Below are 16216 nucleotides of genomic sequence, written 5' to 3' on the forward strand. Positions count from 1 at the left end.
CTACAGGTGCACCTCGAAGTCCGGCCCGGCGGGCCCGACCCGCAGACCGGGGTCGCGGGCCGCCTGCCGCAGCAGTTCCGACAGGTCCTCGGCGACCGCGGCCACCGTCTCCTCGTGGAACAGCGCGGCGTCGTAGATGATCTGCCACCGCAGCGTGTCTCCGGGAAGGACGAAGAACCACAGGTCCGCGCGGGACGCGTGTTCGTCCATCTCGATGGGTTCGCAGCTGAAACCGCACCGCTCGGCGACGCCCGCCACCTCGGCGGCCCTGTCGATGCTGTGCCAGGTGATGCCCACGGAAGGAGCGCTCGAAAGACCGCCGTGACGCTGTGCCCCGATGCGGGCGACCACGTCGGACAGGGCGAGATACTGATGGCGCAGCACCTCGTCCACCTCGGCGCCGGTGGTCCGCACCAGCTGTGCGAAGGGGGCGCCCGGGACCACGTCGCCGCGCAGCAGCACCGTGTTCGCGAAGAGGCCCACCTGGTCGCCTATGCCGGGCAGATCGCGACCGGCATGGCTGGCTGCGAGAACCTGCCGGCGTTCTCCCGTCCACTGCGCGAGTACCGCGTGGATCGCCGCGACGCACACGACGAACGGCGTCACGCCTTGGGTCCTTGCCAGGTCCCGCAGTCCTTCGTACACGTCGGGCGCGCATTCCAGATGGAGGTTGCGGGCCTGGAAGGACGGTACGGGCGGCCGTGGAGCGTCGGTGGGCAACGGCTTGACCGACACCGAGGGGTCGGCCCAGCGGGCGAGGTGGTCGGCGGCTTCCTCCCTGGCCTTGCGGGCCAGGTCGTCCAGCGCTTGGAGGTAGTCGCGGTGCCGTCTCGGCAGCGGCCCGGGGAAGGGGGCGTCCCCGGCGCGCAGACGCCCGTACGCCTCGAAGAAGTCGGCCACCAGGACCTCGACGGACCAGCCGTCGGCGACGATGTGATGGGTGGTCAGGGTCAGCAGATGCTCACCGTCCGCGAACGTCGTCACCGCACCGCGGAGCAGGACGTCCCTCGCGAGGTCGAAGGGGCACCGCGCCTCCGCCATCGCCCGCTCGGCGGCTGCCGCCGGGCTCCACGGGCTGTCGGCGGTCTCGACGGTCAGCGGTGGGTGACACTGATCTGAGGCGCGTACCTGCTGGCCTAGTTCCGACTGCCGCAGGACAGTGCGCAACGCTTCGTGCCGTTCGACGACGGCGGCGAGTGCCTGCTCGAGGAGTTCCGGTCGTATCTCGCCGGTCAGGCGGAAGGCCCGGCTGAGGTTGAACGCCTCGTTCCCGCCCTCCAGGCGGCTCAGCAGCCAGATGCGTTCCTGGAGGTGGGACAGCGGATGAGTGTCGCCCCAGGGCGAGGATGCGATCAGGTCTGCCGCGGTGGACTTGCTCGTCAGGAGGTTCAGCAAGTCCTCGAAGCGGGGGGTCCGCAGGATCTCCGTCATGGTCACGTGCGTACCGAGCTCGTCCCGGATACGGGTGGCGAGCCGGGCGGAACGCAGGCTGTCCCCGCCCCTTTCGATGAAGTGACTCTCCATCCCGATCTCGTCGACACCGAGCACGCTCCGCCACAGCGCGGCCAGTCGTTGCCCCAGGGCGGTGGTGGGCTCAGTGGGGCGCCGTTCGATGTCCAGCGCGTGCGCCGTGGCGCGCAGGGCCGCGTGGTCGGCCTTGCGGTTGCGGGTCAGGGGGATGCCGGGAACGAGGACGATGCGTGCGGGGATCGCATGATCGGGTAGTTCCGTGGCGAGGTGGTCGCGCAGGTCCGCGACGAAGCGGCGCGGGGAGCTCCAGCTCTTCGGTGCGTACGTCGCCGGCCCTTCGTCCTGCGGCTTCGCACCAGGGCGCGTCGCGTACATCAGGGCATGTCCGACAGCGCCGGTGTGGTCCTGTCCTTCGGTCTTCACCCGGAACCCGCGGTCGACGAGAGCTTCGCGTATCCGTCCGAGATGCGATGCGTCGCCCTGGGCCTCCAGGACGATCTGCCGGATGAGCGGCCAGTGCCCGTCGTCGATGCCGAGCAGGATGTCCCACTCCGCCCGCTGCGCGTCGATCTTCAGGAGGTCGACCCGCGCGAGGCCGTGGTCACGGATCACCTGGGAGAGGGTGGTCAGTTCGCATTCGACGGCGGTCGGCGCGAGCTGTTCGTCGAGCAGCTCGTCCAAGTGGCCGCTCTCGGCCGGGTCGAGGCCCCGCCCCAGACGCTGCTCCGCGAGTGACTTGAGCAGGTTCCGGTCCTCGTCCTCCGCCGGATGCAGCGTGGCGAGCATACTGTGATCGGCGTACGACGTCAGGGTGGCGCGGCCCGCGGCGGCCGAGAGCGCGGCGGCCACCGGCGTCCAGGCGTCGCCGTACAAGGCACTGTTGGCGCGCAGCCGGGCGAAGGCCGCGGGTGCGGGTTCGATCGCGATGATGCGTGACCCCGGCGCCTCGGTCGCCACCTGGAGGCTGAACATGCCCACGTTGGCGCCGACATCGATGACGACGCTGCCTGGGGTGACGCGGATTCCTTCGCGCAAGTAGGCGCGTTCGACGAAGAGTTCCTGGTGGGCGAAGGACGTCTCGGCCGGGTTGAGCGAGAGAACCGGGCGCCCGTCGGGCAACTCCGTCCATCCGCCCGCGACTTCGGGCGCGCTGTCGAGGAGGGCACACAAGCGGGCGACCGGTCCTGTCCGGTCCGTGGACGGCGCACAGTAGGCGAGGAGTCGGTTCTGTCCGGCCGGGTCGGTGTCGACGACCACGGTCGCGTCGTCGACACCGGGGTGCTCACGCAGTATCTGCGCCACTCCGTCGAGTTCGACGCGGTGACCGCGCACCTTGTGCCGGCTGTCGGCGCGTCCGGAGAAGGCGATACGTCCATCGGGGAACCGCAGGCCCAGATCGCCTGTGCGGTGTACGCGGCCGGTCCGGGGCGTATCGACGAAGCGCGCGGCGGTCAGGTCGTCGTCACCCAGATACCCGTCGCTGAGTCCGTCACCGGCGACGCAGATCTCGCCGATGACACCGGGGGCGACAGGGCGCAGCTTCTCGTCGAGGATGTGCACGGTGGTGTTGGCGATCGGCGTGCCGAGCACGGGCCGCCGCAGAAAGTCCCCGAGTCCGGACGGCTGGACGCGCTCCGCGACGCAGCCCACCGTCGTCTCGGTCGGGCCGTAGTGGTTGACGATCACTGTCGCCGGGCTGACCTTGTGAAGCCGTTCCAGGTCGGACGGGCGTACGGCCTCCCCACCGACTACCAGCAGACGCGGCGCGAGCCGTGCGAGCTGTCCGGTGTCCGTGTCCAGGAGCAGCCGGAGGAGGGACGGGGTCAGCTTGAGCGCGGTGACGTGCTCCCGGACCAGTTCGTCCAGGAGGCGATGCGGGTCGCCGAGCGTGTCCTGCGAGGGCAGGACGAGAGTGCCGCCGTGCAACAGCGCGCCCCAGAGTGCCGTATGACCCAGATCGAACGCGGCGGAGGTGAGGAGTGCCGGGCGGTCGCGGTCGTCGAACCCCAGGTCCTCGCCCAGCCACAGGGCGTAGTTGACCAGTGCCCGCTGAGGGACGACGACTCCTTTGGGCCTGCCGGTGGTGCCGGAGGTGTAGATGACGTAGGCGGGGCCGGTCCGCCCGGCGGGCACCGGAACGGCGGCAGCCCCCTCACCGGTGCGTTCCTGTCCGTCCCTGAAGCGTTCCTCATCGGCGGAGAATGCCGCCACGCCCCAGTCACCGACCCGCTCGGCGTACGGAGGTTCAGTGATCAGCACGCCCATGCCGCTGTCGTCGCGGATGTGGTGCAGCACCCTGTCCGGATGGCCGGGGTCCATCAGGACCATGGTCTTCCCGGAGTAGAGGCAGCCGAGCATCGCGGCGATGAGCGGGGCACCCGGGCCGAGGAGAAGCCCCACGTAATCCGCGTCGTGGCCGGCGAGGCGTCCGGCGATCCTGCCCGCCCAGGCATCGAGTTGGGCGTACGTCACGGTCCGCGCCCCGTCAACGAGCGCGGGATGAGCCGGCGCGCGCAGAACATGCCCGCGGAACAGCTCGGCGGCACCGCTGTCCGGACGGCGGGCCCGGGTCGGCCCGGCAAAGACGGACCCGGCTCGGCGGAAGTCGTCCTCGTGCAGCAGGCGTTCAGGCAGCGGGGCTTCCGGCTCCTGAGCGGCATGACGCAACAGGACCTGGAACTGACGGGCAAGGGACTGTACGGCCGCCGGGTCGTGGACGCCCGGGTCGAAGTCCAGCTGGAGTCGGAGCTCGGTGCCGAAGCGCAGCACGGAGCAGAAGAGCGTGGCTGCGTTGTCGGCGTCCACGAGGCCTTCCACGTGAGCGCCGCCGGGGAGATCGGACGACGGCCCGGTGGGCACCGTGAGGGCGCGGAAGCCCACGGGGAAGGCGACCGGGTCGTCGGTCTTGAGGCCCCAGTCGAAGCACTCCTGCCACTCGGCAAGGTCGGCGCGCGACTCCCCTACGGCACGGATCGCATCGGGCAGGCTCGGGGTGCTGGTGAACCCCATCGGCAGTGTCCTGGCCAGCGGGCCGCGCAGTGTGTGGAAGCTCTCGGTGTCCCGGCCGGGGAAGGTGACACCCAGGCAGATGCCGGTGACGCCCGCGTTCTGCGCCACGAGAAAGCCCCAGCAGGCGAGCAGCAGGTCTTCCGGCTCAGCGGCCAGCTTCTCGGCGGTGCGCAGGAGATCGTCCAGATCCGGTCCCGCCGTCTCGACCGGGAGCGTCTCCCAGGCGCCGCCGGGCTCCGGGCGTGCGGTCGTGTTCAGGGGCGACGCGCACCGCGTCAGATCGTCCCGCTTCGCCTGCCAGTAAGCGAGCTCCTCCGGGTCCATGTCCGAGAGCACCGCGTCCTGCCAACGCGTGTAGTGCTGGTAGCCGGGGGCGTCCGCGGATCCGGTGACGTCGTCGCCGTCGGGGTCGGCCAGCGCTGCCGTGAGGTCGCGCACCCACAGCAGCAGCGATGTGGCGTCGAAGGTCAGGGTGGGTGCGGATACGACGAGCCGATGCCCGCCGCCGGATATCCGGACGGTGATGCCCCACTCCCCGACCGGGACCCGGGTCCTCACAGGGCTGCCCGCGCCTTCGACGGCCACCCGTCCGCGCCCGTCGCCCTCCGCAGTCACCGTGGGGACCTGCGGTTCCTCGGTCAGCCGGACCGGAACCGTCCGGTCAGGCTGGCGGGCGAAACGCCGGGCGGCCCCCTCACGCACAGCAGGCGCAGTGAGGGCCCGGCGCACCTCGTCGACGCCGATCGCGTACGGAAGGGATATGACGCACTCGCTCATCCGGAGCGTCTCCGGATCGCGGAGCCAGCTCCGGCGTTGCTGGGCGGACAGCCCGTTTGGACGCACCTCTGTCTCCCTCTTCGCGGTGGGGGTGTGATGCCTGCGATCAACGCGGCTGGGTGAAAGTGGCGAACGTACGGGGGCTACGGCGCGGCCGGTCCGCCCATCATCACGAGCAGCCTGCGTGCGCCCTCGTAGGGCAGGCGGCCGTGCGCCATCAGCATGTTGTCGAGCAGGAGGATGTCGCCGGTGGCCCACGGCCGGACCACGAGCGCCTGCTCATAAGCGCTCCGGATCTCCGTCACGACTTCGCTCGTGATGGGCGAGCCGTCGCCGAAGGCGGTGGTGAACGGCGACATCTCGGCCGCCTCGAGGGCATCGGCGAGGCCCGCTTCCACCGATTCCGCGTGAAAGAAGGAGGCGTGGTTGAACCACACCTGCTCTCCAGTGCTGTGATGCCGGCGCACGGCAGGCCGACTCCATTCGATACGAAGGCCGTCCTCGATCCATTCGTACCGCATTCCGAGTTCCCGGCAGGTCTGCTCGGCCTCGTCCCGCGACTGTGTTCCGAGCACTTCCTGCCAGGAAAGACCGACACCGGTGCGCAACTCGCGCCGGTAACGGACTCCGAGGCGTATGAAACGCTCGCGTGTCGGATCGGACAGGTTCCGCAAGACGGCCCGGGTGTCGGCGATCGGTGTTTCGCCGCCGGTGTCAGCCGCCTTGTCGCTGTAGAAGGCCAGCAAGGTGGGCCAACTCGCGGAGTACGACAGTTCGCTGTGCATCGCGATGGTCTGGTCCGCCGGATGATCGGTCGATGTATAGAGACGGTCACCGACGACGGACCGGGGAGAGGAGCGGTCCTGGTAATCCATGGATTCCGGGCAGACGGTGGCAAAGAACCTCTGGAAGAGTTCGCTTCCGGGCGGACGGAACCCCCGGAACAGGATTGCCCCGTGCGTATGGAGAAGGGATCTGACGGAATCGGTTTCCGTCGCACACCAACCGGCCAGATCGACATCGTCGACCGCGGGCTCGACCACGGCAGGACCCGGGCCTTCGCAGGATACGGAAACCGGGTTGCGAGGCACCTCGGGGACGGGGGCCAGAGAAGTCTGGCCGAACTCGTTGAACTCCTTGAGCTGGCGCGCCCGGCGTTCGCTCCGGCTCTCGCTCATGATGGGACGCTCTCCTCTTTCGGGCCCCGGGGAAGGCGCGTGACCGCCGGATCCTGATTCTTCGAGAACCAGGCGATCGTCCGGAGAAGACCGTCTTCCAACGACACGGACGGTTTCCAGCCGAGCAGTTCGTCAGCCAGGGAGATATCGGGGCATCGGAATTTCGGATCGTCCGCCGGGAGGCCCAAGTGACGCAGCGGCGATGCGGACACCACCAACTCGCGTATCCGGTGGGCCAGTTCCGTGACGGTGAGTTCTTCGGGGTTTCCGATATTGACGGGGCCGAGGTGCGGGCTTGCCGCGAGGCGGAGGATTCCGTCCACGGTGTCGTCGACGTAGCACAGCGACCGGGTCTGGGTGCCGTCCCCGTGGACGGTCATGGGGTCGTCCGCGAGCGCCTGGCGGATGAAGTTCGGAACGACGCGCCCGTCCCCCGACCGCAGGCGCGGACCATAAGTGTTGAAGATCCGCACGATTCCGGCATCCACGCCGCGGCGCGAAGCGTGGGCGACGGTCAGCGCCTCGGCGAATCGCTTGGCCTCGTCGTACATCGAGCGCTCGCCGACGGGGTTGACGTTGCCCCAATAGCTCTCGACCTGCGGATGCTGGAGCGGATCGCCATAGACCTCGGAAGTCGATGCGAGGATGAAGCGGGCACCCTTCTCGCCCGCCAGCTCAAGGGCGTTGGACGTCCCCTCACTGCCGACCCGGAGTGTCTCGATCGCCAGCCGGGTGTAGGCGACGGGCGAGGCCGGTGAAGCCAGGTGCAGTACGAGATCGACGGGGCCGTCCACGTGGATCCCGTCGATGGCGTCCGACCGGACGAAGCTGAACCGCGGGTCGCCGAGCAGGTGACCGATGTTCTCCCGCGATCCGGTGCACAAGTTGTCCACGCAGACCACCTCGCACCCCGAGGCAAGCAGGGCATCACTCAGGTGCGATCCGAGGAACCCCGCTCCCCCGGTGACGACCGCGCGCTGGAAGGTGCTCTTGTACGACATGGTTCCCCCCGATGTGAGCGACGTGGCGGGCTCGTGGTCGATGCCCGGACATCAACGTCCGGCGGCCTGGTGCAGTCGGCGCATTTCCTGGACGAACGGCGCACGCGCCACCAGCTGCTCGAAGATCCGTTCGTCGAGATCCCCGTCCCGGTCCTTGGTCGCGGGATGGGTCAGTGGCCACGTCAGCTCGTCGCAGGCCAAGGCCGCGAACTCATGGCCGGGATCAGCAGTATGCGTCGCGTCCGCCCGGAATCCGAGGTTCGTTACCAGATTCGCCGTCGGGATGATCGCCTTGCCGCGGAGGAGGCAGATCAGGAACCACTGGTAGTCCCAGTCGTCTTGTCCCTTGCCCTCATAGATGCGGCCCCAACGCCCTTCCCACAGTTCACGTTCCGTCGGGTCGGGGAAGTGCTCAGCGAGCACTCCGCTCTTCACTATCTCGGGCCAGTCGGAGATCCACATGTCGTAATGCTGCCAAGCCCGCCGCCAAGTGGCCCAACCCCAGATGGTGTTGTACTTGGAGAAGTAGTAGGACTCCGGCCGGAGATGTGGCTCGAGGTAGTGGGTGCCCCCGATATGCATCACCTCGCTGTCGTCCGCGTACCGCTTCAACAGCTCCTCGGCGAAGGGGAAGAAGGACACGTCCGCGAGAGTGTCGTCCTCAATGATGATGCCGGCTTCGACATGTTCGAAGAACCAGTCGATCGCGCCTGCCACGTTCACTTTGCAGCCTTGGTTCTGATCCCCGTATCTGCGCTGGACTTCACAAGGCCAGTCGATCTTCTCCTCGATGATCCGACGCACTTCGGCGACCGCGACATCATCACCCGGAACATCGGACTTCGGTCCGTCCATGGCGATGAAAAGCTTGGTCGGCCGAACCTCTCTGATCCGGTCCATGAGGACAGGAGCCAAGTCCGTGCGGTGATAGGCGACGAAAAGCACCGGCGTCTGAAAGCCCTCTGACATGAATCCCCTCGTTCTCTTCAAGGGTTCGTATGCGAACGGTTCGATGCTATTTGCGGCATCGAACCACCGCGAGGGCCTCCAGGGCAGAATCGGCTGCCCGAACAGACATGGCGGGTGCGTGGTGGGTACCGACAAGCCTTGTACAACCGGGTGTATCAGCCGGGCAGTTGGCCTGACTACCGGCCGAGGCCCGGCGCTGCGGCGGCAGGAATCACGCGCTCCGTCAGGTCCTCACGCGAGGGCGAGGGCGTCGGCGAGGGCACCTCGTCCGGAACTCCGGCTCGCGCCGCGGGAGACCGGAGGCGACCTCCCGGACGCCGCGGCGCGACCGGTTCGGATACGTCGCAGCAACCGACCTCGGCATACCGCTTCTGGACCTCATCGCCGCGCCGGGTCGAGTCCGGCGAGGACCGCCGACCGTCACCCTTAGCTCCGTCACCCCTCGCTCCGTCGCCCCTCGCTCCGTCGCCTTTCGACCCGTCAGCCTTTGCCCCCGGCCGCCGCCCTCCGGGCGAGGACGGCTCGCCGTCCCCGCGCGCCGCGTCACCGTCGCCCTTCACGGAGGGGGCTCCCTTTCCGTCGACCGACCGGGGCCTCGGAGCGGTCGTCGAGGAGCCGAGCATCCATCGCTGCTCCGCCGACCCGTCCCGCACCTTGACCACGGCATCCGCACCCTTGCGCGAGGAGGAGGGCGCGACCGCGAGACCTTCGTGCCACCGGGGCAGCAACTCCCCAAGGACGGTCAGGTCATAGCGCACCTCATCGGCGCGCGCGGCCGAAGGTGCCACACATGTGCCGAGGATGATCACTCCGTCGTCCGCGTGGGAGTCGAGGCAGAGTTCGGGGTGAGCCACGCTGCTCAGCAGTCCGTTCTCCTCGTACGACCACTGCTGACTCGCCTCGGCCGAGCACTTCGCCAGCTCCACCTCGGCACCGGGCCTCGCCCCGGCATCGCGCTTCGCCTTGCCTCCCCGGATGTCGAGGCACAGGCCCGTCGCCGTATTGCGGAGCCTGCCCTGCTCGGATCCGCCGGGGTAGCCCGCGTAGGTGGGATCGGAAGAACCGGCGGACGGCGCATCCGAATCGCCGCTCGGGCGGGTCTCATGGCTCCCTGCCATACCGGTCGGGGGCACAGACCCGCCGCTGTCGCCGTCCCCCGACGAGACGGCGATGACGAGCACGGCCGCGAACACCGCGGCGAACCCCATGGCCGCCCCGGTGCGCAACACCCTGGAGTGCGTTCGCGCCGTCCCGAGCGCACCGCCCGGCAGGGGGATGTGCGCCGGAGGACGATGGCGTCCGCCGCCGCCCGAGCGCCTGCCAACCTGTCCGGCGGTGCCTCCGCCCCGCTTCACCAAGGCCCCCCGGCCCGGCCGCGACTCCACGTAGCGACGGGCGCCCCAGCCGAGTACCGCTTCGGCGATGAGCGCACCCAAAGCACCCAACTCGCCCTCGAAATAGCTGAGTTGATCCGCCGCGTCTCGGCAGTGGCGGCACTCGGACACATGCTGCCGGACATCGGACAGCAAAGCGCCACCGCGGCGAATCGTGACGTCGAGCAGTCGGCTGTAGAAGCGGCATTCCTTCGCCGGCGCGAGTTCCCGGTGAGCGCGAACGACGCCTGCCCGGAATTGTTCACGCGCCTGCTCGAGCGCATCGACTGCGATGTCGGCACTCAAGCCCGACAAACCAGCGGGTATGGATATGTGTTCGGCCTCGACCGCCGTGTGCCACAACAAGCACTGGGCCACTGCCGGAAGAGCCGAGAAGGAACGCGCGGCGAGTTGCCGCTTTTCGGAGGTCATGGGCCCTGCCGCCCGTATGCCGCGACCACCGGACGGTTTGCGGAGTTCAGGCATGAGGGCGGATATACGGTCGTCGGCGGACCATGCCCTGACCGTCTCCCTCACGGTCACCAGGAGGTGCGGGCGCAGGGCTCCGGTCAGCCCGCCGTGCACCATGCGCCCGAGCACCTGATGGAAGGATGCCGTGGTGACCGTCGAGGCCGTACTCATCGAACTCGCCGAAGCGGCAAGGCAGATGGCCGAGTAGTCGTACGCCTGCCGCCAGTGCCGCGCGAGCAGGAGGGCGACGGTCCTGTCCGGCTCACCCTCCGGTCGGCCTCGCAGCCGGGCGGCGAGGCTCATGTCGGATTCTTCTGAGCTCACACCGGGACGAGGGGGGTAGGTCGGGCGCGGGGGGTGAGGGGATTGCACAGAAACTCTTCCTTCCAAGCCGAAATACGGCACAAGGGAAGACGCACCTGCCGAAAGGCAGGCGTCTGATTGGTGCATACCTGGGCTCGCCGTGGCGGAGAAATGGATCAGCAAACCCCGCGAGTGTCCGAAAACGGACCGGACAAAGACCTTTTGGGCCGACCGGCGCGAAATCTCGAACAAGAGGAGCGGGCTTGATCATTGCCTCAGCGCGAGGAGGCTTACCCTCGCACAGCCGACTCACAGGAAACAAGAAGTTCGAGTGGCTTCCACTCAGGAACGGCGAGGAATGCCGACGTTACCGGCGGTACTCGCACCCGCTTTCGAAAGCGGAGTGTCCACCAACAGGCCGAAGCCGAGCGCTTGGCGGGTTCGCCCGCCGGGTGCCCGGCTCATCCGTTCGGTCGCTGTCTGCTCGCACTCCTCCGGGGCCCCGCATCAGATGGATTCAATCCGGACCCGTGAACAAGGAGAGGGCCCGCTCACGCCATCGCGCGGTGGTGTCCGCGTCCGGTGCGCCGTCGTGGCGCTCGGAGCCCGTATGGCGAAAGGCCCGCTCCCACCACCGACCCACCCGGACGAACCACCCGCAAGGAAGCTGAGAGCAATCCAGCCTCCTGCCCCACGTGACGCGACGTGGGGCGCGAAGGCAACGATGATGGAACCGACAGGGTTCGCAGGCGCCTACGACCTCGGACAGGACCTTGGACACGAGCTCAGAACGGTACGAAGATGAACAGTCACAGCGCGGCGAAGAGCGAGGTCATGGCCAGTCGCTCGGTGTTCGGCGCACCCTGCTGGGTCAGCCTCACCACCCGTGATCTGACGGCCGCGGAGAGGTTCTACCACGCCGTGCTGGGGTGGGACTGGCGCACCGGCAAGCTGGGCGACCAGTACCGCTTCGCCAGTGTGGACGGAGTGCCGGTGGCGGGAGTGTCCGCCGTGGAGACCATGGGTCTTACGGCCGTCGCATGGACGCCCTTCTTCGCCGCGTCCGACGCGAACCAGACCGTGGCCCGCAGCCAGGAGCGCGGGGGCACGACCGCCGTAGGCCCCATCTCGTTCCCTCCGGGGCGGGCTGCTCTGCTGGCCGACCGCGACGGAGCGGTCTTCGGCATCTGGGAGGGCGAACTGGTCGCCGACTGGGAGGAGTGGCGCCGCGCGGCTCCGGTCTTCGTGGAGCTCCACACCCGGAACGCCTTCGACGCGGCCATCTTCTACGCGGAGGTCCTCGGCTGGGCGTCCACGACCGCGGGCGGCTGCGAAGTCCACTACGAGGACGAAGAGGTCGTTCTGCGCAGCCAGGGCGACATCGTGGCCCGCATCCATTCGGGGGCGGTGGAATCCGCGCCCGATCCCGCGATCCGGCCACGCTGGCAGATCCACTTCACGGTCGCCGACGTGGAAGCGTGCGCCGAAGCCGCGCGAGCCCACGGCGGTAGCGTCCTGCAGTACGCGGGGGACGTGCCGGAGGCGGTCCTCAGCGATCCGGACGGGGCGCGCTTCGTGGTGAACTCACGACCTTCGCAGTGAACTCATGGCCTTCGTAGTGGCTTCACTGCCTGCGCAGTGACCAGCACCCGGCCTTGCTGGGCCGGGAGAGCATGAGCAGACTGTGCGGCTGTACGGAGACTTCGCTGTCCGCCTTGTGTTCCACCTCGTCCGCGGCACCCCACGGGCTCGAGGTGTCGATGCGGGTCGTCCAGCGTTCGCCGTACGCGGCGTTCGGCAGAACGAAGGCGACCGGCTCCCGGTAGCTGTTCAACAGGAGCAGGAAAGAGTCGTCCACCACGGCCCCTCCGCGGGTGTCGGGCTCCGCGATGGCGTCGCCGTTGAGGAAGACGCCGACGGCGTGTGCGTCGGGCCGCTGCCAGTCGTCGTCCGTCATCTCGCGTGCGTCGGGCCGCAACCACACCAGGTCGGGCAGCGGTTGACTCTCATGTGTCGCGGTGTCGCCACGGAAGAAGCGGCGTCTTCGCAACACAGGGTGTGCCGACCGGAGTTCAATGGCGCAGCGAGTGAAGTCGACCAGCTCTCGCTGTTCGTCGGTGAGGTTCCAGTCGATCCAGGAAACAGCGCTGTCCTGGCAGTAGGCGTTGTTGTTGCCGTGCTGTGTGCGGCCGAGCTCATCGCCATGGGCGAGCATCGGAATGCCCTGCGAGAACATCAGGGTGGCCAGGAGGTTGCGCTGCTGTCGCGCGCGAAGCTCGAGAATCCCCTCGTCGGCGGTGGGCCCTTCGACACCGCAGTTCCATGAGCGGTTCGCGTTCTCACCGTCCTGGTTGTTCTCCCCGTTGGCCTCGTTGTGCTTGTCGTTGTACGAGACCAGGTCGCGCAGGGTGAATCCGTCGTGCGCGGTGACGAAGTTGACGCTGGCCCGCGGACGGCGGCGATCGTGCTGGTAGAGGTCGGACGACCCGGTGAGGCGGGAGGCGAACTCGGCGAGGGAGTGGTCGGCGCCGCGCCAGAAGTCCCGGACCGAATCACGGTACTTGCCGTTCCACTCCGACCAGAGGGGCGGGAAGTTGCCGACCTGGTATCCCCCGTCGCCGACGTCCCAGGGCTCGGCGATGAGTTTGACGCGGCTGACCACGGGGTCCTGCTGGACCAGGTCGAAGAACGCCGAAAGGCGGTCGACGTCGTGGAACTGCCGCGCGAGCGTGGCCGCCAGATCGAAACGGAACCCGTCGACGTGCATGTCGGTGACCCAGTACCGCAGCGAGTCCATGACCAGTTGCAGGACGTTGGGGTGATGCATCAGCAGGCTGTTGCCGGTCCCCGTGGTGTCGAAGTAGCGCGCCGGATCGTCTTCCGCCAGGCGGTAGTACGAGGCGTTGTCGATGCCGCGGAAGGCGAGCGTGGGGCCGTTCTCGTTGCCCTCCGCGGTGTGGTTGTAGACGACGTCCAGAATCACTTCGAGCCCGGCCTTGTGGAGCGCCTTGACCATGGACTTGAACTCGGTGACCTGCTCGCCGCGGGAACCCTTCGCCGCGTAGGCGTTGTGCGGGGCGAAGAAGCCGATGGAGGTGTAGCCCCAGTAGTTGGACAGGCCGCGATCGCGCAGGAACCCGTCCTGGATGTACTGGTGGACCGGCATCAGCTCGACCGCGGTCACACCCAGGGACGTGAGGTGGTCGATGACCGCATCGGTCGCGAGGCCCGCGTAGGTGCCCCGCAGTTCGGCGGGGACCCCGGGGTGCGCTTGGGTCAGGCCGCGCACATGCGCCTCGTACACCACGCTCTCGGCATACGGCCGCCGCGGCGGCCTGTCGTCCTCCCAGGCGAAGGACGGGTCGGCGACCACCGAGAGCAGGGTGTGCTCGGCGCTGTCGGCCGGTTCGGGCCCCTGCGCCGCGCGCTCGAAGAGCGCCGCGTCGTTGTCCATCTGCCCCTCCATGGCCCTGGCATAGGGGTCGAGGAGCAGCTTCGCGGGATTGCACCGGTGGCCCGCCGCCGGATCCCAGGGGCCGTGCACCCGGTAGCCGTAACGCTGGCCCGGACCGATCCCGGGCAGGTAGCAGTGCCAGACGAAGCCGTCGACTTCGGAGAGCGCGACGGTTCGGTGCGTGTCGTCGTCATCGACGAGCACGAGGTCGACACTTTCGGCTATCTCACTGAACAGGGCGAAGTTGGTTCCTTCACCGTCAGGTGTGGCTCCCAGGGGGAATGGGACGCCGGTCCAGGTGCGCACGCGACTGCCTCCCTACAGAGGACGGGTGCTCTCGCTCAACTGCGAGGCATGGGCGCTCGGGGCCGCGGCCGTGACCAGCGGGCCCGCGTCGATCGGACCCGCGAGGGCGCCGACGGGAACCTCCAGCGGCGCCTCCCGCGGGATCTCCAGCGCCTCTCGCAGGCTGGGCGCGGGCGTCGCGTGGGACAGCCGGGCCGGTTCGGGCGCGCGGGCACGGCGCGAGAACCAGATGATCTTGCCGTTCATCGCCGGGCAGCTGCCCCAGCCATCGCTCAACGCGGCGATCTGCGTCAGACATCCCTGGGGCCCGTAGTGCCGCTGGGGAAGGTCGCGATTGTTGTCCGATACGGCGGTGATGAGGTGCTGTCCGTTCCACCACATCTCCACGACGGTCTTCTTGTCCGCCCCGTGCTCCTCGATCGCGTGGAGCAGCACCCCGCTGCAGTGGCAGACGGGTTCGACGAGAGCCCCCAGGCCCCAGTGCCGGAGATGCGCGGCCAGAATGCGCCTGACCTGTTCGATCTTCTCCGAGCTGACCTCCACGTCGAGGTGGTAGTAGCAGGGGATCGCGGATTTCATTGCTCTTCGCTCCTCTCGGCGAAGCTCCCGCTCCTCCTCGGCCTTGCCGGCCGAGCCCCGAACACGAAGCGTGAGCACCGATCGCTTCTGAGTCAGTCCCAGAGTGAGAGCACTACTCCATTCGCGCAACACGAGACACCCGAGCCCGATGGTTGAACTCCCAACAGGACGCTGCGTGCACAAGCGTGCACCATGAGTCAAGAAGCTTGACCCGGCGTGTCACGTCGGTGTCTGTGCGCGAGACAGATTCGCATCAGCGAAATACGCCCTGCGCGCACCATCGGAGGACGAGAAGGTGACCAGCGTGACACTGCTGCCTACCAAGGCCGAGGTCGCACGGCATTTGCGCCACTACCGGGCGTGGGAACGGCTGCTGCTCGCCCACCCCGCCGACCACACCGTGCGGATGCGCTTCGAGGACACCGCGTACACGCTGTGCGTCCTGATGGGCGAGTGCAAAGCGAGGGCGGCCGCCGACGCGGCCGAGCACTACCTGCGCCCACGGGCCACGCCCCGGCCGCTACCGGCCGGGGACGCCCAGGTCCGGTAACGACACGTGGCTCGCGAGACAGCCGCCCACACGCACACTTGGCGAGGGAGACCGATGACGTCAGCTCCGGAGACCGCGTCGGTCCCTGCCACTGCGTCTGTCCCCGTGCCCGTTCTGGACGTCCACCCGGTCGTCGACTGCGGCCGGCGGCCGGTCAAGGCGGTCCCCGGCGAGACCTTCCAGGTGACGGCCACCGTCTTCGGCGAGGGCCAGGGAGCGGTCGGCGCCAACGTCGTACTGCTCGGCCCCGGCGGTCGCCGCGGCCCCTGGACTCCGATGCGTGAGCTGTCCCCGGGAAGCGACCGCTGGGGCGCGGATGTCACCCCGGACATCGAGGGACGCTGGACGTACAGCGTGGAGTCCTGGGCGGACCCCTTGAAAGACTGGCGGCACTCCGCCGAGATCAAGATTCCGGCCGGTATCGATGCCGGGCTGATGCTCGAAGAGGGGTCACTGCTGTACGAGCGTGCGGCGCAGGGAGCCCCCGAGGGAGCGGAACAGCAGGTACTCCTTTCCGCCATGAACGCCTTGCGGGACGAGCTGCGGCCCCCGGCCGACCGGCTGAAGGGCGCGCTGACTCCGCAGGTGGACGCGGCGCTCGCACGATTCCCCTTGCGCGAGCGGATCTCTTGCTCGCATTCGCTCCCCCTGCTGGTGGAGCGGGAGCGGGCGTTGTTCGGTTCGTGGTACGAGTTCTTCCCGCGCTCGGAGGGCGCTGTAGTGCGCGAGGGCGAGCCCCCCAGATCCGGGACGTTCCGCACCGCCGCCGAGCGGCT

10 protein-coding genes are annotated in these 16216 nt (G+C 68.6%); 3 read left to right on the forward strand and 7 right to left on the reverse strand.

Annotated features, from left to right (window positions below; all coding sequences use genetic code 11):
• The 5 genes from ACGFSB_RS20745 to ACGFSB_RS20765 form a co-directional block, all read right to left on the reverse strand.
• Positions 1-5322 (reverse strand): amino acid adenylation domain-containing protein, encoded by a 5322-nt coding sequence (locus ACGFSB_RS20745; RefSeq protein WP_393401117.1) that lies wholly within the window; start codon positions 5320-5322, stop codon positions 1-3.
• Between the two features lie 77 nt (positions 5323-5399).
• Complete coding sequence (locus ACGFSB_RS20750; RefSeq protein WP_393401120.1) at positions 5400-6299, reverse strand: TauD/TfdA family dioxygenase; 900 nt, start codon at positions 6297-6299, stop codon at positions 5400-5402.
• A gap of 131 nt (positions 6300-6430) precedes the next feature.
• Positions 6431-7435: a UDP-glucuronic acid decarboxylase family protein gene (locus ACGFSB_RS20755; RefSeq protein ID WP_393401122.1), complete on the reverse strand. Its 1005-nt coding sequence runs from the start codon at positions 7433-7435 to the stop codon at positions 6431-6433.
• Positions 7436-7486: 51 nt separating this feature from the next.
• Entirely contained in the window at positions 7487-8539 is a 1053-nt protein-coding gene (locus tag ACGFSB_RS20760; protein WP_393401125.1) for a hypothetical protein, read from the reverse strand.
• 41 nt (positions 8540-8580) lie between these two features.
• Positions 8581-10551 carry an RICIN domain-containing protein gene (locus ACGFSB_RS20765; protein ID WP_393401127.1) on the reverse strand — a complete coding sequence of 657 codons (1971 nt, stop codon included), beginning with the start codon at positions 10549-10551 and terminating at the stop codon, positions 8581-8583.
• 801 nt (positions 10552-11352) lie between these two features.
• On the opposite strand from ACGFSB_RS20765, the gene ACGFSB_RS20770 reads away from it, so the two are divergent.
• Positions 11353-12153, forward strand: coding sequence for a VOC family protein (locus ACGFSB_RS20770; protein ID WP_393401130.1), 801 nt, complete (start codon positions 11353-11355; stop codon positions 12151-12153).
• Positions 12154-12175: 22 nt separating this feature from the next.
• On the opposite strand, the gene glgX is transcribed toward ACGFSB_RS20770, so the two are convergent.
• Positions 12176-14311, reverse strand: a complete 2136-nt coding sequence (glgX, locus tag ACGFSB_RS20775) for a glycogen debranching protein GlgX (protein ID WP_393401133.1) — start codon at positions 14309-14311, stop codon at positions 12176-12178.
• Positions 14312-14323: 12 nt separating this feature from the next.
• Positions 14324-14890 carry a pep a2 gene (locus ACGFSB_RS20780; RefSeq protein WP_393401135.1) on the reverse strand — a complete coding sequence of 189 codons (567 nt, stop codon included), beginning with the start codon at positions 14888-14890 and terminating at the stop codon, positions 14324-14326.
• A gap of 310 nt (positions 14891-15200) precedes the next feature.
• On the opposite strand from ACGFSB_RS20780, the gene ACGFSB_RS20785 reads away from it, so the two are divergent.
• Together ACGFSB_RS20785 and ACGFSB_RS20790 are read left to right on the forward strand one after the other, a co-directional pair.
• Positions 15201-15440 carry a DUF5133 domain-containing protein gene (locus ACGFSB_RS20785; RefSeq protein WP_393401209.1) on the forward strand — a complete coding sequence of 80 codons (240 nt, stop codon included), beginning with the start codon at positions 15201-15203 and terminating at the stop codon, positions 15438-15440.
• Between the two features lie 54 nt (positions 15441-15494).
• Positions 15495-16216, forward strand: a 722-nt coding sequence (locus ACGFSB_RS20790; RefSeq protein WP_393401137.1) for a maltotransferase domain-containing protein, incomplete at its 3' end; no start/stop codon positions are given.

Source organism: Streptomyces sp. NPDC048441 (assembly GCF_043200235.1).
GTDB lineage: Bacteria > Actinomycetota > Actinomycetes > Streptomycetales > Streptomycetaceae > Streptomyces.

What these genes read in the sequence shown, in the direction of transcription:
- ACGFSB_RS20755 (WP_393401122.1), bottom strand. Translation starts at nt 7,435, where the DNA reads ATGTCGTACAAGAGCACCTTCCAGCGCGCGGTCGTCACCGGGGGAGCG.
- ACGFSB_RS20765 (WP_393401127.1), bottom strand. Translation starts at nt 10,551, where the DNA reads ATGAGCCTCGCCGCCCGGCTGCGAGGCCGACCGGAGGGTGAGCCGGAC.
- ACGFSB_RS20770 (WP_393401130.1), top strand. Translation starts at nt 11,353, where the DNA reads ATGAACAGTCACAGCGCGGCGAAGAGCGAGGTCATGGCCAGTCGCTCG.
- ACGFSB_RS20780 (WP_393401135.1), bottom strand. Translation starts at nt 14,890, where the DNA reads ATGAAATCCGCGATCCCCTGCTACTACCACCTCGACGTGGAGGTCAGC.